This window comes from Bradyrhizobium sp. 142 (genome assembly GCF_023074015.1).
Taxonomy (GTDB): Bacteria; Pseudomonadota; Alphaproteobacteria; order Rhizobiales; family Xanthobacteraceae; genus Bradyrhizobium.
In genome coordinates this window covers 21,951-44,141 of sequence record NZ_JADPKQ010000297.1, presented here as the reverse complement: position 1 = coordinate 44,141, position 22,191 = coordinate 21,951, and the positions used below count along the sequence as shown (strand labels likewise).

The following is a 22,191-nucleotide window of genomic DNA, read 5'->3' as shown; positions in this document are numbered from 1 at the left end:
GGGGCGCGCCTTCGAGTGCGTCAAGACAGATGAGATGGCGTCCCGACCTGCTTGATCCTCGCGCCGTGCTCGGGGCCGTCAAGGCGCAGCCTGGCAGCGATCGAGCAAGCCGTCAGAACAGCACGACGGCCGGCCTTGACGGCCCTTGCGCGCGGCGCGTCTGCGCGCGCAGGCCGGGACGAAGGAACGACCGCCAGGCACGAACAAAGGAACAGTGCGAAGTGAGGAGCTATCGATGACGTAACCAACATCCCTTACCCGCCGAGGTCTGCGAGAGGATTGAGACGACGATGGAGAATCGGTCTTCCCGGCGCATGCGAACACTGGTGACCCGAATGGCCCCTTCGAGGCCTGTCCGCTAATCAGCTCGAATGCGCGCTGATATCCATGATGGCCCGGAGCACAACACGCTCCAATCAGAGGCCGGATACATTGATGCAAGACCGCATCTGCCAGGTTGACGAAACCTCTTGCAACGCGCGGCCGGACCATACATCAGGTCACTCGGCTTGGCTTCCGTCGCGGCCCCGAGACCCGCATAATCCACCGAACCGCCGTATACGGACCCGTACGTACGGTGGTGTGGGAGGGGCGACGCCGCGAGGCGTCCCCCTATCCCGATTGCTGCCGGGCCTATTCGCCGCCGCCGAAGCGGCGCGACCACCAGCCGGCGCGACGCGGTGCGGCCGGTGGTTCGGCTGCCGTCTCCGCTGCGGGTTCGGGAGCCGGCGCGGGCGGGGCAACTGGCTCAGGTGCTGACGCAGCCGGTGTCGCCGGCTCGGGCTGGCTGCTCGACAGGAAGCTCACCTTTTCCCGGACCGTAGAGCGGCGGCGCGCCGCCTTGTCGTCGGATGCAGAGTCGTCCGATGTGGCAGGAGACACCGGCGCGACGTGAGCTGGCTCGGCCTGGGCCCGTTCGATCGGAGCGGGCGTGTCCGCCGGCACCTCGGTCAGCGGCTCGGATTGGGTGGCCTGCGTGTCCCCGGCTGCCTCGGTGTGCGCGATGGACGGCGAAGGCTGCTGCGAGAAGCTATCGAAATCGGCAACCGCATCGGTCGCCTCCGACGGCGGGCTGGCAGCGAGTTCGTCACCGATGGATCCGGCAAGGCCTTCCTCGCCACCGCCGCGCCGGCGGCGTCCGCCGCGCCGGCCGCGCCGGCGCCTGCTGCGATCGCCGGCACCCTGCTGGTCGCCGCGGGCCTGCTGTTCTTCGGTCTCCTCGCCATCCTGCTCGGATTCCGCGTCCTCGTCTGCTTCGCCGGCAGCGAGTGCCGGCTCGGCAAGCGTGGGTGCGCTATCCTCGCGCAACTCGCCGTCGCGCTGGGCGCCGCGACCGCGCCGACGCCGGCGGCGCTTGCGGCGCTGGCCATCCTGTTCGGTTGCGGCTTCACCGGTTTGTTCCTCGGCGAGGCCTTCGGTCTCTTCAGTCTCGACCTCGGATTCGAGTTCGGAATCGAACTCCTCGTCGTCATAGGCCTCTTCGGCGATGGGCGGCGGGCTTGCGGCCGCCTGTGCCGCCAGCAATGCCTTGGCGGCCTCGAGCGTATGCACCTGCTCGCCGCGGTCGATCAGATAGGCATTCGGTCCGCTGACGCTCGGATCGGCGATGACCGATAGGGTGACCTTGAAGCCGTTTTCGAGGTCGCGCAGATGACCGCGCTTGTGGTTCAGCACATAGAGCGCGACGTCGGTGCGGGTGCGGACCACGAGATTGTGGGTCGCGCCCTTCATCAGGATCTCTTCGAGGCCGCGCAGCAGCTGCAGCGCAACCGAAGACACCGAACGCACGTGACCAGTGCCGCCGCAATGCGGGCAGGGATCGGTCGAGGATTCCAGCACGCTGGCGCGGATGCGCTGGCGCGACATTTCCAGCAGGCCGAAATGCGAGATGCGTCCGACCTGGATGCGCGCGCGATCCTGCCGGAGACAGTCGGACAGCTTGCGTTCGACCGCCCGGTTGTTGCGCTTCTCGTCCATGTCGATGAAGTCGATGACGATCAGGCCGGCGAGGTCGCGAAGCCGAAGCTGGCGGGCGACCTCTTCGGACGCTTCCAGGTTGGTCTTGAGCGCGGTGTCCTCAATATGGTGCTCACGCGTCGAGCGGCCGGAGTTGACGTCGATCGAGACCAGCGCCTCGGTCTGGTTGATCACGATGTAGCCGCCGGACCGCAACTGTACCGTCGGCGAGAACATCGCATCCAGCTGGCTTTCGACGCCCATTCGCGAGAACAGAGGCTGGCCGTCGCGATACTGCTTTACCGCGCTGACATTGGCGGGCATCAGCATCTTCATGAAATCGCGCGCTTCGCGGTAGCCGGCATCGCCGGCGACCTGAATCTCGTCGATCTCCTTGTTGTAGAGGTCGCGCAGCGAGCGCTTGATCAGCGAGCCTTCCTCGTAGACGAGGGTCGGGGCCTGCGACTTCAGCGTGAGGTCGCGCACCGTCTCCCACATCCGGATCAGATATTCGAAGTCGCGCTTGATTTCGGGCTTGGTGCGGGCAGCGCCCGCGGTGCGCAGGATGATGCCCATGCCCTCGGGAACGTCGAGATCCTGAACCACTTCCTTCAGGCGCGAACGGTCCTGGGCGCTGGTGATCTTGCGGCTGATGCCGCCGCCGCGCGCGGTGTTCGGCATCAGCACGGCATAGCGGCCGGCGAGCGACAGGTAGGTCGTCAGCGCAGCGCCCTTGTTGCCGCGCTCTTCCTTGACGACCTGCACCAGCATCACCTGGCGGCGCTTGATGACTTCCTGGATCTTGTACTGGCGGCGCGGACGGAAGGTGCGCTCCGGCACCTCCTCGAGCACGTCGTCGCCGCCGACGGATTCGACGACTTCATCTTCGGCTTCCTCGCCGTCTTCATCCTCGTCGTCTTCGTCGGCCCTCGCTTCGGATTCGTGATGCGGAGCCTCGGCGGTTTCGCCGGCCGTGTACACGGCATCGGCCGGCTCAGCGGCTGCTGTCACGGCTTCGGCCAGAGCCTCGGCGTGCGCTTCGGACACAGCGGCTTCTTCCTGGCGCTCGGCAGCGACCGCAGGCTCGGCGCCAATGGCTGCGACGGGCGCGGGGGCTTCGCCGGTGTGATCATGGTCGTGGTCGTTATGATCGTGCCCGCCTTCATGGCCATGGTCATCATGATCGCGCGCGTGATGGTGATCGTCATCATGAGCATGATAATGATCGTCGTGCCCATGATCGTCATGATCATGTTCGTGAGCTTCGTGCTCGCCGTGATGATGCGCCTCGGCGTGCAGATGCTCACCCTGCGCGTGCTCCGGCAGCGCCTCGCCCTCGATCGGCAGGGCGGCGGGATCGGCGCCGGCCTCGAGGCCTCCGACGATATCGCTCTGGACGCGCTCGCCGTGACTGCGGCGGCGGGAGTTGCGGTGGCGCGAGCGGCGGCGGCCGTGGGAGCGGTTCTCGCTCTCTTCCTCGGCCTCGCGGTGAGCCTGCTCCTCGGCCTCGATCAGGGCCTGCCGGTCGGCGACCGGGATCTGGTAGTAGTCAGGATGGATTTCGCTGAAGGCGAGGAAGCCGTGGCGGTTGCCGCCGTATTCGACGAAAGCGGCCTGGAGCGAAGGCTCCACCCGGGTGACCTTGGCAAGGTATATGTTTCCGCGCAGTTGCTTGCGTTGCGCGGTCTCGAAGTCAAACTCTTCGACGCGATTGCCGCGGACCACGACGACCCGGGTCTCCTCCGGGTGGGTGGCGTCGATCAACATCTTGTTGGGCATGTCTTAACTCTTGGCGGCGGCGGGCGCGATTCACCGTGGGCGCGATTAGCGCTGCCGGGTGACGCGACGGTCCACCTGATTCGGGGGTGAGGGGAAGGCCGAAACACCGTCTCTCGCGCCTTGCCGAATCGGAAGCCGGAGGGCCAAGGCGGCGCGCGGGAGTTTTACTCCGCAGCGTCGCGAATGGTCCTTCAGAATTCGTCGGCACAGTCTGGCGCATCAAGCGTCGGCCCGTATGAAACATTGGGCGGCGAGGCCGCCCCTCAATCAGTTGCTGCTGGCCAGGCGTGGCGCGGAAGCGCTCATCCCGAAGATCGAACCGCTCCCTTGGAATTAAGGGATCGGGTAATGGGCCACGTCGCTGTCAGAACTGTCCCGGAAACACAGGGGTAACCGGAAACCGTCTGCCGCCGGGACTTGACCCGATCCACCGCCCTGCCGCGCACCGCGCTGGCCTTCGGGGGGAACGGAAAACGCTGGAATTCCCAAACCTTGAGAGTTCCGGCGCAGCACCGGGAGGCTGAATGCGACACAACCGGAAATAATGGCCGTCAGCACCTCGTACATACGAGGAATGGGCCGGCCGTGCAAGGGACCGTCGCAAGCCGGTCACAGTCAGCGAGTTTCGCATCTCCGTCATTAAGGATCGATTAACCCTGTGGTTCTATTGCGTTAAGAGGGCTGCTCGGAGGCACGGAATCGGTGGCGAGCCGCGCAAGTCAAAGGGTTCTGCTGGGGTGTGCACTGCTGTGCGCCGCAGCCTGGCCATGTGCCGATTCCGCACGCCTCAGCGCGGCCGAGAGTCAGCCGCAACCCTCTGTTGCCGTGACGAATTTTCCGATCGCCTCGGCCGCCCGGCTGGCCGGCGACGGCAAGCAGACCCGCTTCATTCTCGACCTCGATCAGACCGTCAGCTTCCGCGCAGCAACGCTCGCCGATCCGTACCGCGTGGTGGTTGATGTGCCCCAGCTCAATTTTCAGCTGCCCTCGGGCACGGGAACCGGGGGGCGAGGACTGGTAAAGGCGTTCCGCTATGGGCTCGTGATGCCCGGCGGCTCGCGAATCGTGTTTGATCTGGCGGGACCAGCCAAGATCGCCAATTCCTACGTGCTGGAGGCGGCCAACGGTCAGCCGGCCCGACTCGTACTGGAGCTGGAGGAGGTCGATCGCGCTGCCTTCGTGCAATCGCTGGCCCCGGAAAACCGCCCCGAGCTGCGGCCCGCGGTCGGCGAGGCGCCGCCCGCCGCGGCTTCGACCGCTGCAGCGCCGGAATCCGCGCAGAAGGCCGATGGCCGCGCCGTGGTCGTGATCGACCCCGGTCATGGCGGCATCGACAATGGCACGCAGTCGAACGGCGAAAGCGAGAAGAATCTGGTGCTGGCCTTTGGCCGTGCGCTGCGCGACCGGCTGGAGAAGACCGGCAAATACCGCGTGGTGATGACGCGGGACGATGACACCTTCATCCCACTCAACGACCGGGTCAAAGTTGCCCGCAGCCTGAAGGCCGCGCTGTTCGTGTCGATCCACGCCGACGCGCTGCCGCGTGCCGAGGGCGACGCGCAGGGCGCCACGATCTACACGCTGTCCGACAAGGCCTCGGACGCCGAGGCCGAACGGCTCGCCGACGCGGAAAACCGGGCGGATGCGATCGCCGGCTTTAACCTCGCCGAGGAGCCGACCGATGTCGCCGACATCCTGATCGACCTCACGCAGCGCGAAACTCGCACCTTTTCAAACCGTTTCGCTCGTCTGTTGATGGGCGAAATGAAGTCGACGGTGCGGATGCACAAACATCCCCTGAAGTCGGCCGGTTTCCGGGTGCTGAAGGCACCCGACGTGCCGTCGGTGCTGGTCGAGATCGGTTATGTCTCCAATAAGGGAGACCTCGAGCATCTGGTCTCCGAGGGCTGGCGGTCCCGCGCCGTGACCTCGATGGCGCAGGCGATCGACGGGTTTCTGGCCAAGCGGATGGCCACAGCCGGGTCTTCGAATTGAAAGGGTTTTCCGGTCCTGCCGTCAAAGCCCTAGTTTGGCCACAGCGGGCGCCTTATAAAAACGCCGCAGGGGGCCGGAATCGACGAGAATCCCGTTCGGCGAGCGTCTTCAGGTCCGGCACTGATGTGATTGAGTAGGCTGGTGAATTCGCGACGCGACGTGAGGTGGGCGCCTGTTTTGGGCGTCTTTGAGCTGATCTTGGACTGATCTCGGCTGATCCAGGGATTGAACGGATAAACAGATAATGCGCTTGCTGGTGCGGTTCATGGGCTTCCTGTTCGCCGCGGGAACCGTGTTGTTCCTTGTTGGTGTCGGTGCCGTGGCAGGCCTGATCTGGCATTTCTCCAAGGATTTGCCGGACTACTCTCAGCTTCAGGATTACGAGCCGCCGGTGATGACCCGCGTGCACGCGGTCGACGGCTCGCTGCTTGGCGAATACGCCAAGGAGCGGCGGCTGTACCTGCCGATCCAGGCGGTGCCGAAGCTCGTGATCAACGCCTTCCTCGCGGCCGAGGACAAGAATTTCTACGAGCATGGCGGCATCGACTACACCGGCATGGCGCGCGCCGGCCTGGTTTACATCCAGAACTACGGCTCGAACCGGCGTCCGCAGGGCGCTTCCACGATCACGCAGCAGGTCGCCAAGAACTTCCTCCTGACCAACGAGGTCTCCTTCGCCCGCAAGATCAAGGAAGCCTTGCTGGCGATGCGGATCGAGAAGACCTATTCGAAGGACAAGATCCTCGAGCTGTACCTGAACGAAATCTACCTCGGCCTCGGTGCCTACGGCATCGCGGCCGCTTCGCTGGTTTATTTCGACAAATCGGTGAACGAGCTCACGGTTGCCGAAGCCGCCTATCTCGCCGCGCTGCCGAAGATGCCGGCAACCCTGCATCCGGTGCGTAACCGCGACCGCGCCATCGAGCGCCGCAACTACGTGGTCGACCGCCTCCAGGAGAACGGCTGGATCAAGCAGGCCGACGCCGAAAAGGCGCGCAAGGAGCCCCTCGTCGTCACCAACCGCGCCAACGGCGCCCACACCTTCGCCGGCGAGTATTTCGCCGAGGAAGTCCGGCGCGACATCTTCGAGCGCTATGGCGAGAAGAAGCTCTATGAGGGCGGGCTGTCGGTGCGCACCACGCTCGATCCGAAGATCCAGGTCATGGCGCGCAAGGCCATGGTCACGGGCCTCGTGAACTATGACGAGCAGCAGGGCTATCGCGGCGCGATGAGCAAGCTCGATATTTCGGGCGACTGGGGCGTGAAGCTCGCCGAGATCAAATCGCTCTCCGACATCTCGCCCTGGCGAATGGCAGTGGTGCTGGAGACCAGCGACCAGTCGGCGCGGATCGGCTTTCAGCCGAACCGCGAGCTCGGCGGCGCTATCAGCAAGCAGCGCGAGACCGGCCTGATCACACTCGATGGCGTCAAATGGGCGAAGGCGGCCGCGGGGCCTGCCAAGGGCAGGGCGGCGAGCGCGGTGTCGCAGGTGCTCCAGCCCGGTGACGTGATCTATGCCGATCCGCTCTATAAGGACGGCCAGCCCGTCGAGGGGCAGTACCGTCTGCGCCAGATCCCTGAAGTATCCGGCGCGATGGCGGTGATGGATCCCTGGACCGGCCGCGTGCTCGCCATGGTCGGCGGCTTCTCGTTCGACCAGAGCCAGTTCAACCGCGCCACCCAGGCCTATCGGCAGCCGGGCTCGTCGTTCAAGCCGATCGTCTATTCGGCGGCGCTCGACAACGGTTACACGCCCTCGACCGTGGTGCTCGACGCGCCGATCGAAATCGATCAGGGGCAGGGTGCGGGCGTATGGCGGCCGGAAAACTTTGACGCTGGCAAGTACAACGGGCCTATGACCTTGCGCAATGCGCTGCGGCTGTCACGCAACACTGTGACGGTGCGGCTTGCCCAAGACATCGGCATGCCCCTGATCGGCGAATATGCCCGCCGTTTCGGCGTCTATGACGAGCTGCCAAACTATCTCTCTTACGCTTTGGGCGCCGGCGAGACGACTGCGATGCGCATGGTCACGGCTTACTCGATGCTCGCCAATGGCGGGCGCCGCGTGAAGCCGACGCTGATCGACCGTATCCAGGACCGCTACGGCCGCACCATCTTCAAGCACGACCAGCGCGAATGCCGCGGCTGCGACGCCCCGGGCGGCTGGAAGAACCAGGCCGAGCCGCAGCTGATCGACCGCCGCGAGCAGGTGCTGGATTCCATGACCGCCTACCAGATCACCGAGCTGATGGAAGGCGTGGTCCAGGCCGGCACCGCCACCGTGGTCAAGGAGGTCGGCAAGCCGATCGCCGGCAAGACCGGCACCACAAACGAGGCCAAGGACGCCTGGTTCGTCGGCTTCTCGCCGGACGTCGCGGTCGCGATCTATATGGGCTACGACAAGCCGCGTCCGCTCGGCAAAGGCAACGCCGCGACCGGCGGCCATCTCTCGGCTCCGATCGCGCGCGATTTCCTCAAGCTTGCGCTCGCCGACAAGCAGGCGGTCCCGTTCAAGGTGCCCGCCGGCATCAAGCTGGTTCGGGTCGTGGCCAAGACCGGTATGCGCGCCGGCCCCGGCGAGACTGGCGGAACCATTCTCGAAGCCTTCAAGCCGGGCACGGCGCCGCCGGACAACTACTCGGTCATCGGTGTTGCCGACGCCGACGGGCGCGCGTCGCAGCAACAGCAGCCGCCAGATTCCGGCTTCTTCATGCGTCCGGGCACCGGCGGGCTGTACTAGCGAATAACGCCGGCGTTTGGGTGGCGGGCGGTTGCGCATTGCAGCCGCCGCCGCTACATCGGCGTTGCACTTAGACGCGGGAACAATTCCGCGAGACCAGAGAACGACATGCGCGCCGAAATCGAACGGTTGGTAGAAGAGATCAAGCAGTCAGTCGGGCTGCTGAGGAGGCATCTTTGACGTCGAGAAATCGACGGCGCGCCTCGCTGAGCTGAACAAGCTCGCAGAAGATCCCAACCTCTGGAACGATCCCCAGAAGGCCCAGAAGCTGATGCAGGAGCGAACCTCGCTGGAGGATTCGCTCGCGGGCATCGGCAAAGTCGAGCAGGAGCTCGAGGACGACATCGGCATGATCGAGCTCGGCGAAGCCGAAGGCGATGCAGGCGTCGTGGCCGAGGCCGAAGCCGCACTGAAAGCCCTTAAGAAGGAAGTGGCAAGGCGCGAGCTCGAGGCGCTGCTGTCGGGCGAGGCCGATAGTTTCGATTCCTATCTCGAAGTCCATGCCGGCGCCGGCGGCACCGAGAGCCAGGACTGGGCGCAGATGCTCCTCCGCATGTACACGCGCTGGGCCGAGACCCACGGCTTCAAGGTCGAGGTTATGGAGGAGTCCGACGGCGAAGAGGCCGGCATCAAGTCCGCAACCATCCAGGTCTCCGGTCGCAACGCCTATGGATGGCTCAAGACCGAGGCCGGCGTGCATCGCCTGGTGCGAATCTCGCCGTTCGATTCCAACGCGCGGCGGCACACCTCGTTCTCGTCGGTCGCCGTGTTTCCGGTCATCGACGACAGCATCAAGATCGACATCAAGGAATCCGACGTCCGCACCGACACCATGCGCTCGGGCGGCGCCGGCGGCCAGCACGTCAACAAAACCGAGTCGGCGGTGCGGCTGACGCATATCCCGACTGGCGTTGCCGTGGTCTGCCAGGCCGGTCGCTCCCAGCACAAGAACCGGGCGCAGGCCTGGGACATGCTGCGCGCGCGGCTCTACCAGATGGAGCTGAAGAGGCGCGAGGAGAAAGCCGCCGCCGACCAGGCCGCCAAGACCGATATCGGCTGGGGCCACCAGATCCGCTCCTACGTGCTGCAGCCCTACCAGATGGTGAAGGACCTGCGCACGGGCGTGCAGACCTCGGACACATCGGGCGTGCTTAACGGCGAGCTCGATGATTTCATGGCCGCGACGCTGGCGCAGCGCGCGTTCGGCACCGCCACCGGCGAGATCGAGGACGTGGACTAGCATGACCCGCGTCGCCTTCATCGGGCTTGGACGGATGGGCCATGGCATGGCCGGCCGCTATCTCGATGCCGGCTTCACGGTGACGCTCTGGAATCGCAGCAAGGCGAAAGCGGAAGACCTGATCGCGCGCGGCGCGCTTTGGGCGACCTCGCCGGAGGACGCCGCGATCGATGCCGACGCCGTCGTGACCATGGTCGCCGATGACGAGGCTTCACGCGCTGTCTGGCTCGGACCCAAGGGCGCGGCGAAGACGGCGAAGGCCGGCACGATCGCGATCGAATGCTCCACCGTCTCCTATGATCACGCGCGCGAGATGGGCCGTGAACTGAACGCGCGCGGCGTCATCTATATCGACTGCCCGGTGACGGGATTGCCGGATGCGGCCGCTAGCGGAAAGCTGACGCTGCTGGTCGGCGCTGACGCGGCCGATCTCGAGCGCGCGCGGCCCTATCTCGAACCGATCGGCTCGACCATCCGCCATTTCGGCGCAGTCGGCTCCGGCACGGTCTACAAGCTCATCAACAATCTGATGGGCGCGATCCAGATCGCCGGTCTCGCCGAAGGGCTCGCGATCGCCGAGCAGGCCGGCCTCGACATGAACCTGGTGCTGGAGTCGATTCTATCAGGCGTCGCCGCCAGCCCCCAGGTGCAGCGTCACTCCAGGCGCATGGTCGCGCGCGATTTTTCCGGCGCGACGTTCACGGCCGCGCTGCGGCACAAGGATGCCGCGTATGCGGTGAAGCTCGCGGAGAGCCTGCTGGCGGACAAGCCGCTGGTGGCGCGTGCCGCGGTGGAGGCCTATGCGCGGGCAAAAAAAGCGATGCCCGACGACGATGAAGGCAAGATGATCGAGCTGGTGTCGAAGCCGAAGAAGACTTCCTAGCCGGAGCTGCGACATCGGGCGGCGCTGTCGCTTCATACGTCCGAGTGTGAGACCCCAAAAGACTCATCGGAAATCGGGTGGCGTCTCCCGCCGAACTTTCCTAGGCGGTAGGTCTGACCGGACTTTGGACGCGATGCCCCACAACGACAACCGGATCGACGCGCGAGACTGGTCGCTGCTCGTGGTGCTCTCGATCCTCTGGGGCGGCTCGTTCTTCTTCAACGGCGCGGGCTTACGGGAATTGCCGCCGCTGACGCTGGTGTTTCTGCGCGTCGCGCTTGGCGCGGCCATTCTGCTGCCGCTGCTCCGTATCCGGGGCATCAGCTTTCCCCAGGGCCTGATCGGCTGGAGACCATTCTTCGCGATTGGATTGCTCAACAATGTGATTCCGTTCTCGCTGATCGTGATCGGCCAGACTTTTATCCCGAGCGGATTGGCGTCGATCCTGAATGCCACCACGCCACTGTTCACGGTGATCGTCATGGCGGCGGCGGGAGAGGAGGCGTTGCAGATGCGACGCCTGGCCGGCGTGGCGCTGGGGCTCGTTGGCGTGATCATTCTAAGAGGATGGGGCGTGGAGGCAACTACGGGGCAGCGGCTCGGCATTCTGCTCTGTCTCGGCGGGGCGCTTAGCTATGGCTTTGCAGCGCTGGCGGCGCGGCGATTGCTGAAGGGCGCAGCCCCATTGGGCACGGCAACGTTTCAACTGATGGCCTCGACACTCATGATGGCGATCGTCGCCGCCGCGATGGAACAGCCATGGCACTTGGCGATGCCCGGCCCGACGACCTGGCTCGCGGTGCTCGGCCTTGCCGGCCTGTCGACCGCGCTCGCCTACATCATCTTCTTTCAGATCCTGCAGCGCTCGGGCGCGTCCAATGTCATGCTGGTGACGCTCCTCATTCCCGTCACCGCCATTCTACTGGGTTGGCTGGTGCTCGGTGAACCGATCTCGATGCGCGAGATCGCAGGCGCAATCGTCATCGGAAGCGCCTTGCTCGTGATCGACGGGCGCGTACTGAGGCTGCCGCGCCGCATCGCGTAGGTTCCTGCTCCGCCGTTTCACGTCGCGGAAAATCCAGGCGCTTGCCAGCGGCAAGCCTGCTTGCGACACTCTCTCAAAACAAGAACTACAAATGTCGGGGAGAGAACGATGCCGGGTCGTCGCGAAAGCCTTGCTGCCCTCGCCATGCTTGTTGCCGGTCTGTTGGCCATGACACCGGCCTCGGCGCAGAAGAAGTACGACCCCGGAGCGACCGACACCGACATCAAGATCGGCAACATCATGCCCTATAGCGGGCCGGCGTCGTCTTATGGCGTCATCGGCAAGACCGAGGGCGCCTTCTTCAAGATGATCAACGACCAGGGCGGCATCAACGGCCGCAAGATCAACTTCATCGGCTATGACGACGCCTATTCTCCGCCGAAGGCGATCGAGCAGGCGCGCAAGCTCGTAGAGAGCGATGAGGTATTGTTGATCTTCCAGCCGCTCGGCACGCCCTCCAATTCCGCGATCATGAAATACATGAACGCCAAGAAGGTGCCGCAGCTCTTCGTCGCCTCCGGAGGCACGAAGTTCGGCGACCCCAAGAATTTCCCGTGGACCATGGGATTCCAGCCGAACTACCAGAGCGAGGGGCGGATCTACGCAAAATACATCCGCGACAATTTCCCCAACAGCAAGATCGCAGTGTTCTGGCAGAACGACGACGCCGGCAAGGACCAGTTCAAGGGGCTGAAGGACGGGCTCGGCGATAAGGCCGGCATGATCATTGCCGACAAGTCCTACGAGGTCAGTGATCCCTCGATCGACTCGCAGATCGTCGCTCTGCACGACTCCGGGGCCGACATCTTCTTCTCCTGGGCCGCGCCGAAGGGCTCCGCGCAGGCGATCCGGAAGGTCGGCGAACTCGGCTGGAAGCCGAAGTTCTTTCTGGCCAACACCGCGACGTCGGTCGCCTCAGTGCTGAAGCCCGCGGGCCTCGACTATTCCAGGGACATCATCTCGACCATCTATCTGAAGGACCCGACTGATCCGACCTGGGACAAGGATCCCGCGGTGGTGAAATGGCGTGAGTTCATGGACAAATATTATCCGGACGGCGACAAGGCCAATTCCAACAACGTCTATGGCTATGTGCAGGCCGAGGCCATGGCGCAGGTCCTAAAGCAGTGCGGGGACAATCTCACCCGCGAGAACGTCATAAAGCAGGCCGCCAGCCTCAAGAACTTCCACACCGAGCTGATGCTGCCGGGAATCATCGTCAACACCTCGGCCGGCGATTATTTCCCGATCGAGCAGATGCAGCTGATGCGCTTCAACGGGCAGGCCTGGGAGCTGTTCGGCGACGTCATCACCGGCGAGGTCGGCCACGAGCGCGGCCAGTAATCAGGGCGCGCTTGCAATCGGAGGTCCGGCAGACGCTCGGGATGAATAGTGCGCGTCACAGGCGGTCTAACGCTAGCCCGCGCTCAGGCGCACGCCGGCGCGCAGGAACTTCTGCGGATCGACCGCCTCGCCCTCGATGCGAGTTTCATAGTGCAGATGCGGGCCGGTCGAACGTCCGGTCGAGCCGACGAGTCCGACCACCTGGCCGATCTTCACGATCTCGCCGACCTTGACGTTGATCTCAGAGAGATGGCCATAGCGGGTGGCAAGTCCATTGCCGTGGTCGACCTCGATCATGCGCCCGTAGCCGCCGGACCAGCCGGCTGACACCACCTTGCCGTTGGCTGTGACGCGAACGGGATCGCCGGTGGCCGCGCGGAAATCGAGGCCGGTATGCATCGCGGGCCGCCCGAGGAAGGGGTCGCTGCGCACGCCGAAGCCCGAGGTGAACTCGACCTCGCCGATGACGGGCTTGCGATAGGGCACCAGCGCGAGCGTGCGGTTGAGCCGGTCCATCTCGGCGCGGGTGACGTTGATACGATAGAGCTGCTTCTCGAACGGCCCGGAATTGGCCGTCAGCTTGACCGGTACGAATGGGCCGCCCATCGCCGTGCGCGGCACAGCAGATTCGAGGTTGGCGAGGTTGAGGCCGAGATCGCTGACGACGCCGCGCATTCGGCGCATGCGAGAGTCCATGCCTTCCTCGACGGCGCTGAGCGCCGCCATCTGGCGGCGCTCGACCTGATCGAGCGCGGTCTGGAGCCGGACCAGGACGTTGTCGAAACCCTGGTTCTTGGCGAATTGATTGACCGGCAGGGCCGCAACGGCCGGAGCGCGCGATTCAAGGCGCGCTTCGCGATCGGGCGGAGCTACGAAGATCACAGTGTCGCTGATCGGCGACGGCTTTGGCGAACCTTGCGTCGTGCTCTGGCTCGAATCGCCGCGCTGCGGCGCCGAACGAGGGATGGATCCGGTCACGTCGGGCATGGCGCCAAGCGCCGTGGCCCGGGACTCCAGCGCCGTCTGGCGCTTCATGATCTGATCGAGCTTCTGGTCGAACTGTTCCTGGTCGAGCAGCTGCCGGCTGGTGGTGCGGTCGACCTTGGCGCGCAGCTCGGCGATGCGATCCTCATAGGCGTATTGCATCTCGGCCTGGCGGGCGATCAGCCGGGTCAGGACGTCGTCGCGGAAGGCGAAATAGGTGGCGGTCGCCGCCGACCAGAGCCCGAGCAGCACCACGGTGCCGACCACGATCCAGAACACCACGGGTCCGAAGCGGACCTGCTTGCCGGCATGGACGATGGTGTAGGCGTCGTCGGTCGCGGGAAGGGGTGCTGCGGCGGCTATCGCAGTGGCGGCAGGACGCCGCTGGAAGGCCCGTCCGTGATCGTGGGAATGATGTTGGGGGTACTGCGAATATTGGGCAGAACTTTTCGACATCGGCACTCCCGCGCCGGTCGGATGAGTCCGTACGGCTTTAACTGCCGCAGCAATCTGTGCCGGTCATGGTTAATTTTCCGGAAATGGGAACACTCAAACTTAAAGAGCTGGTTAAAGACTTCTTGCTGCCGCCAGCACCTCGTCGGCGTGGCCGTCGACGCGAACGTTGCGCCAGATCCTGGCCACCTTGCCGTCGGTGCCGACCAGCACCGTGGTGCGAAGAATCCCGAGGAAGGTCTTGCCATACATGGATTTTTCGCCCCAGGCGCCGTACGCCTCCAGCATCTCGTGCTTCTCATCGGAGATGAGGGGGATGCCGAGACTGTGCTTGTCTCGGAACTTCTCCTGCGCCTTTAGCGGATCGGCGGAGATGCCGAGCACGGCAGTACCGGCGGCGGCGAAAGCGTCCGCCAGCCGCGTGAAGTCGATGGCCTCCCTCGTGCAGCCGGGCGTATCGGCGCGGGGATAGAAGAACAGTACGATCTTGCGGCCGGCATAATCCGACAGCGTGACCACGTCGCCGCCGTCGCGGGGCAGGCGGAAGGCGGGAGCCTTACGGCCCTCGGCCAGGGCGGATTTCGTCGCCGCGGGCGAGGAGGCCGATTCGGAAGAATTTAACTGTTTCGATGCGGCCTTATGCGATGCTGCTTTTGCTGTTGTCCTGGTTGATTTGCTTGCCGGCGTCCGCTGTGTTTTCGCGGACTTTGTTTGAGTCGATGCCCGCGTTGTCGGGGCCTTCTTTTTAGCCGTCGGACTGCCGGAGGGCGTTTTGGACGATTTCTTTCGGGATTTCTTGGACATACGCCTTCCTTTCGTCGCTTTCGGCGGGTCAACCAAAGCGGTATTGCAGCTCTCGTCCGGTCAGCCGGATTCAAGCCCTTGGCTGGGCAAGTCTGGCGACGCCGGAGTATGGTTACAAGGATTTCCACGCGACACCCCACTGCTCGTTGAACGCGCTGCCGGGGCGAAATGACGAACAGCAGGAACATTCGAGGTATGGCGGCAATGCCGGGCGGGGGAGCATCGATCCCCGCCGACGGCTGCGGTCCCGGCGGCGCTCAATCCTATGACGGGCGCCTGTATCGAGAGGCAATGGCAAGGAATACGTCGCCCCAGGATCACAATCGCGATTTCGATCGGCGCGGTGGCGGACAGGAGCCGCCGGAATGGGAAGCCGACTGGGATGCGGATCAGGAAGCAGCGGCGGGCCATCGGGCGCGCCGGCTGTTGTCCCGTTCCAATTCGGGCATCCATCGCTTCGGCGACGGCTTTGGATCGTTTCGGCGGTGGCTCGCGGCTGACCGCTGGCTCAAGCGCCTGGTTGTCGTCATCGGTGCCCTCATCGTCATCTTCGTCGGCTGTTTCGGGGCGCTGTGGTGGCGGCTTGGTGCCGGTCCCATCAACCTCGACATCGCGACGCCCTTGCTGGCAGCGGCGATCGAGGACAATATCGGCCACGGCAACACCGTTGAGGTCGGCGGCACCCAGATCGAACGTGCCGGGCGGATCCGGATCGCCGTGCGCATCCGCGACATCATCGTCCGTGACCACGATCATGCCATTGTCGCCAGCGCGCCGAAGGCGGAGGTGAAGCTGTCGGGTGCGGGGCTCCTGATGGGTCACCTGCGCGCCGAAAGTCTCAATCTCGTCGATGCCGAGCTTGCGATTCGGATCGCGCCTGACGGGACCGTCACGGTCTCGGCCGGCGACACTGCAAAGCCGCTCGCGACCGGCGTCGCATCCAAGAAGGACGCGGGCCTGCCACCGACATTCCCGCGTAATGGGGTTCCGCCGCCGCCTTTCGCGACCGCGCCTGCGAGCCAGGACGCAGCCCAAGCCGCCCCACAGACCGCCGCGCAGAGCGGAATTCTTCAAGGCCTCGACTGGCTCGACAGTCTGAGCATGACCGGCCTCGACGGCCAGAACCTCAACGAGATCGGTCTGAAGAACGGCAATCTGATCGTCGACGATCAGCAGCGCGGCGGCAAATGGACCTTCGAGAACATCAGCCTCAGCCTGCGCCGGCCGAGCCGCGGCGGCGTGACGCTCAGCCTCGGCGAAGAGGGGGCGCACCCGTGGTCGCTGCGCGCCACGATCGGCCCCACCGAGAACGGCGTGCGCTCGGTCGACATCCGCGCCGACAAGGTCTCGACGTCCAATATTCTCCTGGCCTTGCGGGTGAAGGACCTCACCTACACGGCGGACCTGCCTCTGACGGGCGAACTCAAGGGCGAGCTCGGCCGTGATGGCGTGCCGACCTTCTTCCGCGGCAAGATCGCGGTCGGGACCGGCAATATCATCGACACCGACACGCCCGACTATCCGATGGCGATCGACTCGGCCGAGATCAATGTCGAATGGGATTCGAGCCGGCGGGTGCTGATTGCCCCCTTCAAGATCCTCTCGGGTGCCAACCGGGTCACGCTGCTCGCGCATCTCGAGCCGCCGAACGGCAACATCAACGACTGGCAGCTCGGCTTCAGCGGCGGCTCCATCCTCCTCGGCGGCATCGACAACGAGCCGCCGCTCGTCTTCAACCGCATCGCAATCGGCTTCCGCTTCGACACCGACCACAAGCGGCTGCTGCTGACGCAGGCCGATATATCCAATGGTGAGATCGGCGTCGCCGGCACCGGCGCCATCGACTATTCCGGCGAGCCGCGGCTGACGCTGGGCTTTGCGGGAACGCCGATGTCGGCCTCCGCACTGAAGCGGATGTGGCCGACGCTCGTCGTTCCCGAGCTGCGCGAATGGGTGATCGAGCGGATCGAGCGCGGCACGCTCCAGCGCATCGAGATCGGCGTCAACTCGCCGGTGAAGAACCTTCCGCGCAAGGGCCCGCCCATTCCCGACGACGGCCTGTCGGTCAACATCGTGGCGAGTGGCGTCGCGGTCCGCCCTGTCGACGGGATGCCGGTGGTGCACGACGCCGATCTGAAGGCTCATGTGACCGGGCGTACCGCGACCGTGAATATCGGACAGGGCATTGCCGATACGCCCGCAGGCCGCAAGATCACGATCTCCGATTTCATCTTTGAGGTGCCCGACATGGCGCCAAAACCCTCGCCGTCGCGGAGCAAATTCCGCGCTGATGGACCGGTCGCGGCGGCGGCCGAAATTCTGTCCAATGATCGCCTGAGCGACCTGTCGGCGACCTTCGTCGATCCCAACACCAGCAAGGGGACGTTCTCGGCGAACATCCAGCTCGGCCTGCCGGTCAAGGGCGAGCTGACCAAGGCCGACACCAGCTACACCGTCAGCGCCGACCTCAACGGCTTTGCCGCCGACAAGCTGGTGATGAACCAGAAGCTGGAAGCTAACACACTCAAGATCGTCGCCAACAACCAGGGCTATCAGGTCAAGGGCGACGTCAAGATCAACGGGCAGGCGGCCTCGCTCGATTATCGCAAGCCGACCGAGGGCGACGCGGATGTCAGATTGCAGGCGACGCTGGACGACGCCAGCCGCGCGCGCCTCGGCTTTGACCTGAGCCCTGCCGTCAGCGGTTCCTTGCCGATCAAACTATCGGGCAAGATCGCCGGCGGCGCCGACCAGACCACCAAGCTCGGCGTCGAGGCCGACCTGACCTCGGTCAAGCTCGACAATATCCTTCCCGGCTGGGTCAAGCTGCCGGGTAAATCGGGCAAGGCCAGCTTCAAGGTGGTGCCGACGGCGCAGTCGACGCGCTTCGAGGACATCGTCATCGAAGGCGGCGGCGCCTCGATCAAGGGCTCGCTCGAGGTCGACCCGAATGGCGACCTCATGAACGCGAACTTCCCGACTTACTCGCCGTCCGACGGCGACAAGGCCTCGTTGAAGGTGGAGCGCGGTCAGGATGGCGTGGTCAGGGGCAACATGCGCGGCGACGTGTTCGACGGCCGCGGTTTCCTGAAGTCGGCGATCTCGGGCAATTCCAAGGATGACGGCAAGAGCAAGCTGAAGAACATCGATTTCGATATCGACGTGAAGCTCGGCGCAGTCGCCGGCTTCAACGGCGAAGCGATGCGCAGCGTCGATGCCAAGATGTCGAAGCGCAATGGCGCCATCAAGGCCTTCACGCTGAGCGGCAAGATCGGCGGCAACACGCCGGTGCCGGTGGCGGCCGACCTGCGCGGCGGCCGCGCGCAGGGTGCCCGCGAGGTGATCTATCTCCAGACCAACGATGCCGGCGCGCTGCTGCGCTTTACCGACACCACCAACAAGGTCTTTGGCGGCCAGCTGGTGGTGGCGATGGAGCCGCCGACGTCAGAGCCTGTCTCCAGGGAAGGCTTGATCAATGTGCGCGATTTCACGGTGAAGGGAATGGATCAGCTCGATCGCGTTGCGGCGGGCGGTCCCAACGGCGCGCAGAGTGGCGTGTCCTTCACGGCGCTGCGCGCGGAGTTCACGCGGCAGAACGGCGCGCTCACGATCCGCGACGGCGTCATCAAGGGACCGATGATCGGCGGCACCATCGAGGGCTCGATCGACTATCCCGGCAATCAGGTGTGCATGAGCGGTACCTTCGTGCCGATGTATGGCGTCAACAACATCTTCGGCCAGATCCCGCTGTTCGGCATCTTCCTCGGCGGTGGCAACAATGAGGGATTGATCGGCGTGACCTATGAGGTCGTCGGCACGCCCGCCGCGCCGGTGATGCGCGTCAACCCGATCTCGGCGATGGCGCCGGGCCTGTTCCGAAAGATCTTCGAGTTCAACACCGGCAAGCAGAACTCGCCGTTCGAAGAATTCCCCTCGCAGTCGAGCGACGGCTCGACCGGCACGACGCGGCAGCTGTCGAGCGGTTGCACTCTTGCGCGGCGATAGAAGCGGGCTGTAGCGGGCTGCCTTATTATAGCTCGCACATATTCAGATTCGATTGTGGACACGAAGCGAGGTGCACTCCCTCTCCCGCTTGCGGCGCTTGCGGGAGAGGGTCGGGGAGAGGGTATCTCCGCAGAGAGACTCCCAACGAGGAGAAAGCCCTCACCGGCGCTTTGCGCCGACCTCTCCCGCAAGCGGGAGAGGTAAACGAACTCGCGGCCTGACCTATCGGACCAATCAGCACGGAGTTTAAGACGAGGCGGCGCCCGCCGCCTACGCTGCGCGCACGCCGGCGAGGAAGGTGCCGACTTCGCCGGAGAGCTGCTCGGCCTGCTTGGAGAGGTTCGAGGCTGCCGCGAGCACCATGACGGCGGCGTTGCCGGTCTCGTTCGCCGCGGTGCTGACGACGCCGATATTGGTGGTGACTTCCCTGGTTGCTTCGGCGGTCTGCGAGACGCTGCGGGCGATCTCGGCGGTGGCAGCGCCTTGCTCCTCGATTGCGGCGCCGATCGAAGTGGCGATCCGGCTGACCTCCTCGATGGTGGCGGTGATTCCGCCGATGGCATCGACCGCTTCCTTGGTCGCCCCCTGGATCTGGGCGATCTTGTCGCCGATCTCGCGGGTGGCTTCCGCGGTCTGGCTGGCGAGCGACTTCACCTCGGAGGCGACCACGGCAAGCCGCGGCCGGCTTCGCCGGCGCGCGCCGCCTCGATGGTGGCGTTGAGCGCAAGCAAATTGGTCTGCGCCGCGATGTTCGAGATCAGCTCAGCGACATGCTCGATCTGCTGGGCGCCGTCGGACAGCGCGCGCACGATGGTGTCGGTGCGGCGTGCACTGTCCACCGCGCGGCCCGTGACTTCGGCCGACTGCGCCACCTGGCGGCTGATCTCGGTGATGGAGGAGGAGAGCTCCTCGGCGGCGGCCGCAACGGTCTGGACCCGCTGGCTGGCCTCGGTGGCGGCCGAGCCGACCACGGCGGCGCGGCGGTTGGTGCCCTCGGCGGTCGACGACATTGACTTGGCGGTGGTCTCCAGCTCGCCGGAGCCCGAGGCCATCAGGCCGACGAGCTGGCCGACGGAGGCATCGAAGCGGTCGGCCAGCGCGATCAGGGCGTCGCGCTTGTCCTGCTCGCTGCGTGTCTTGATGGCGACCTGCTCGGTCTCCAGGTTACGCGCGGTGAGAGCGGTCTGCCGCAGCACTTCGAGCGTCTCGGCCATGCGGCCGATCTCGTCGCCGCGGCCGGTTTCCTCGACCGGCTTGTCGATGGGGCGCCTTCGGAAATCTCCTGCATGCGGGTCTTCTGGCGGTCGAGCGCGCCGAGCACGTCGCGGGCGATCAGCCAGGACAGGGCGGCCATCAGCAGCATCAGGCCGATGCCGATCGCGCCGAGCTCCAGCGTCAAGGCCCGCACGTCGGCGTCGATGTCGTCGACATAGAGTCCGTAGCTGATCGTCGCGTTCCAGGGCGCGAACTTGCGCGCGAAAACGGTCTTGCGGACCGGCTCGGTCTGGCCGGGACGGGGATAGAGATAGGAGGTTACGCCGCCCTGCGGGGCTTGGTTGCCGGCCCTTATGATCGCATCGGCAATGAGGATGCCGTTGGAGTCCTTCGCACCCGTGGTCTTGCCTTCGAGCTGCTGGTTCGCGGCGTTGATCAGGATCGAGGTATCGGCGTTATAGACCACGGGATAGCCTTGGCCGCCGTTGAAGCTCATGCGGCGGCCACGCAGGTGGAACTGGGTCTTCGCTTCAGCCTGGGTCAGCTTGCCGGCGCCAACGTCCTCTTCAAGCGATTGGGCGAGGTTGTATCGACCGCGGTCCGCATCTGCTCGGCGCGGTCCTCCAGCATGCGGCTCTTGCTGAGGACGGACGACACCCCGATGATGGCAGTCACCGTGAGTGCCGCGAGACAGACCATGCTGGCGAGCTTGGTACGGATCTTCAGATGACTGAGCAGCTGCATCACGGCCTCGACGGAACGGTTGTTAGTACCCGCGTCGGTAGCATGAAGTTCTTACCAATCATGAATGGACGCGTGCGGCGCGCTGCCGCGCGTGCAGCATGCGCAGCAGCGTGCACAAGCATGCAGGCAAAAGGGCCGTGTGCCGGCCTGCGCCCGGTCATGCATCGGAGCAGAATGATCCTGGATTTGTGTGGCTACCCAGCCTGGACGGAGCGGCAATGAACCGATTCGTTCATCGCATCATCATGTCCGTGCTGCTCTTAGCAGTGCTGGCCATCATCTGGAATGTGCTGGGGACACGCTGAGCCGGCACCGGCAAACTCGCCGGTGCCATCTCTTGACTCGCGGGTCAATCGCCGGTGCGTCAGCGCCGTGCGTAGGCGTCGCCCGCCGCATCACTTTCCTTGCGCGTCAGCGCGTCGACGCTGACCGACCCGCCGCCGGCCGCCGAGAGATAGAGGCAGGCGAAGCAGAACAGGATCGCGGCGGTGCCGCCATTGAGCAGGGGCAGGAGCACCGGCGAGCCGCTCTTGAACATGTGGCCCATGAAGTAGGCGAAGGCCATTTCGCCCGACAGGATGAAAGCCGAGAGCCGGGTGAACAGGCCGAGCATCAGGGCCGCACCGAGCACTAGCTCGAGCATGCCGGCCGCGTAGATCAGCGGCGGGATGTCGGCGAAGTAGGGGAGCGCCGGAAACTTGAACAGCTTGGCCACGCCGTACTGGAACAGCAACAGGCCGGTGACGAAGCGAAACAGGCTCAGGAGAACCGGTTCGTAGCGAGAGAGAAAGGTAACGTTCATTGGTTTGTGCCTCCATCCAATGCAGCGACTTGGACCGCATTCGGTTCCACCCCGCAAGCCGCTCAAGCTCAATTCAGACTGACATTTTCGTCATGTCAGACAAAACACCGCAGGCTGGGATTTCAGCCCAACGGAATCGCATTTTTCGCGTGTGTTCCGCATCGCATCAGTGCGTAATTGTCCGGTAACGCGAATGATC

11 protein-coding genes and 1 pseudogene are annotated in these 22,191 nt (G+C 64.8%); 7 read left to right on the top strand and 5 right to left on the bottom strand.

Annotated elements, in window-relative coordinates; genetic code table 11:
- Window positions 1-633 precede the first annotated feature (633 nt).
- Window positions 634-3,735 (bottom strand): ribonuclease E/G, encoded by a 3,102-nt coding sequence (locus IVA82_RS26690; protein ID WP_247387469.1) that lies wholly within the window; start codon window positions 3,733-3,735, stop codon window positions 634-636.
- A 702-nt stretch (window positions 3,736-4,437) separates the two neighbouring features.
- On the opposite strand from IVA82_RS26690, the gene IVA82_RS26685 reads away from it, so the two are divergent.
- The 6 genes from IVA82_RS26685 to IVA82_RS26660 all read left to right on the top strand — a co-directional run bounded on the left by IVA82_RS26685 (window position 4,438) and on the right by IVA82_RS26660 (window position 12,985).
- A complete protein-coding gene (locus IVA82_RS26685) occupies window positions 4,438-5,730 on the top strand; it encodes an N-acetylmuramoyl-L-alanine amidase (RefSeq protein ID WP_247387468.1) in 1,293 nt (430 codons plus the stop codon).
- A 244-nt stretch (window positions 5,731-5,974) separates the two neighbouring features.
- Window positions 5,975-8,473: a penicillin-binding protein 1A gene (locus IVA82_RS26680; RefSeq protein WP_247387467.1), complete on the top strand. Its 2,499-nt coding sequence runs from the start codon at window positions 5,975-5,977 to the stop codon at window positions 8,471-8,473.
- A 108-nt stretch (window positions 8,474-8,581) separates the two neighbouring features.
- Window positions 8,582-9,713, top strand: a protein-coding gene (gene prfB / locus IVA82_RS26675; protein ID WP_247387466.1) for a peptide chain release factor 2 whose coding sequence is annotated in 2 segments (ribosomal slippage) — window positions 8,582-8,650 and window positions 8,652-9,713 — 1,131 coding nt in all. Because the reading frame shifts where the segments join, the coding sequence is not laid out codon by codon here.
- A 1-nt stretch (window position 9,714) separates the two neighbouring features.
- Window positions 9,715-10,596: an NAD(P)-dependent oxidoreductase gene (locus IVA82_RS26670; RefSeq protein WP_247387465.1), complete on the top strand. Its 882-nt coding sequence runs from the start codon at window positions 9,715-9,717 to the stop codon at window positions 10,594-10,596.
- A gap of 133 nt (window positions 10,597-10,729) precedes the next feature.
- Window positions 10,730-11,641, top strand: coding sequence for a DMT family transporter (locus IVA82_RS26665; RefSeq protein ID WP_247387464.1), 912 nt, complete (start codon window positions 10,730-10,732; stop codon window positions 11,639-11,641).
- Window positions 11,642-11,749: 108 nt separating this feature from the next.
- Window positions 11,750-12,985 carry an ABC transporter substrate-binding protein gene (locus tag IVA82_RS26660; RefSeq protein ID WP_247387463.1) on the top strand — a complete coding sequence of 412 codons (1,236 nt, stop codon included), beginning with the start codon at window positions 11,750-11,752 and terminating at the stop codon, window positions 12,983-12,985.
- 72 nt (window positions 12,986-13,057) lie between these two features.
- Here the strand turns inward: IVA82_RS26660 and IVA82_RS26655 are convergent, their stop codons facing one another.
- Window positions 13,058-14,425, bottom strand: a complete 1,368-nt coding sequence (locus tag IVA82_RS26655; RefSeq protein ID WP_247387462.1) for a M23 family metallopeptidase — start codon at window positions 14,423-14,425, stop codon at window positions 13,058-13,060.
- A 111-nt stretch (window positions 14,426-14,536) separates the two neighbouring features.
- Window positions 14,537-15,226, bottom strand: a complete 690-nt coding sequence (locus tag IVA82_RS26650) for a peroxiredoxin (protein WP_247387461.1) — start codon at window positions 15,224-15,226, stop codon at window positions 14,537-14,539.
- Window positions 15,227-15,421: 195 nt separating this feature from the next.
- Here IVA82_RS26650 and IVA82_RS26645 point away from each other — a divergent pair, with 195 nt between their 5' ends.
- A complete protein-coding gene (locus tag IVA82_RS26645; RefSeq protein ID WP_247387460.1) occupies window positions 15,422-19,231 on the top strand; it encodes a DUF3971 domain-containing protein in 3,810 nt (1,269 codons plus the stop codon).
- 270 nt (window positions 19,232-19,501) lie between these two features.
- On the opposite strand, the pseudogene IVA82_RS48820 reads toward IVA82_RS26645, so the two are convergent.
- Window positions 19,502-21,190: pseudogene (locus IVA82_RS48820) on the bottom strand (methyl-accepting chemotaxis protein).
- Window positions 21,191-21,554: 364 nt separating this feature from the next.
- The gene (locus IVA82_RS26625) at window positions 21,555-21,992 is read right to left on the bottom strand and encodes a DoxX family protein (protein ID WP_247387458.1); all 438 of its coding nucleotides are present in this window, start codon (window positions 21,990-21,992) and stop codon (window positions 21,555-21,557) included.
- Between the last annotated feature and the right edge of the window lie 199 nt (window positions 21,993-22,191).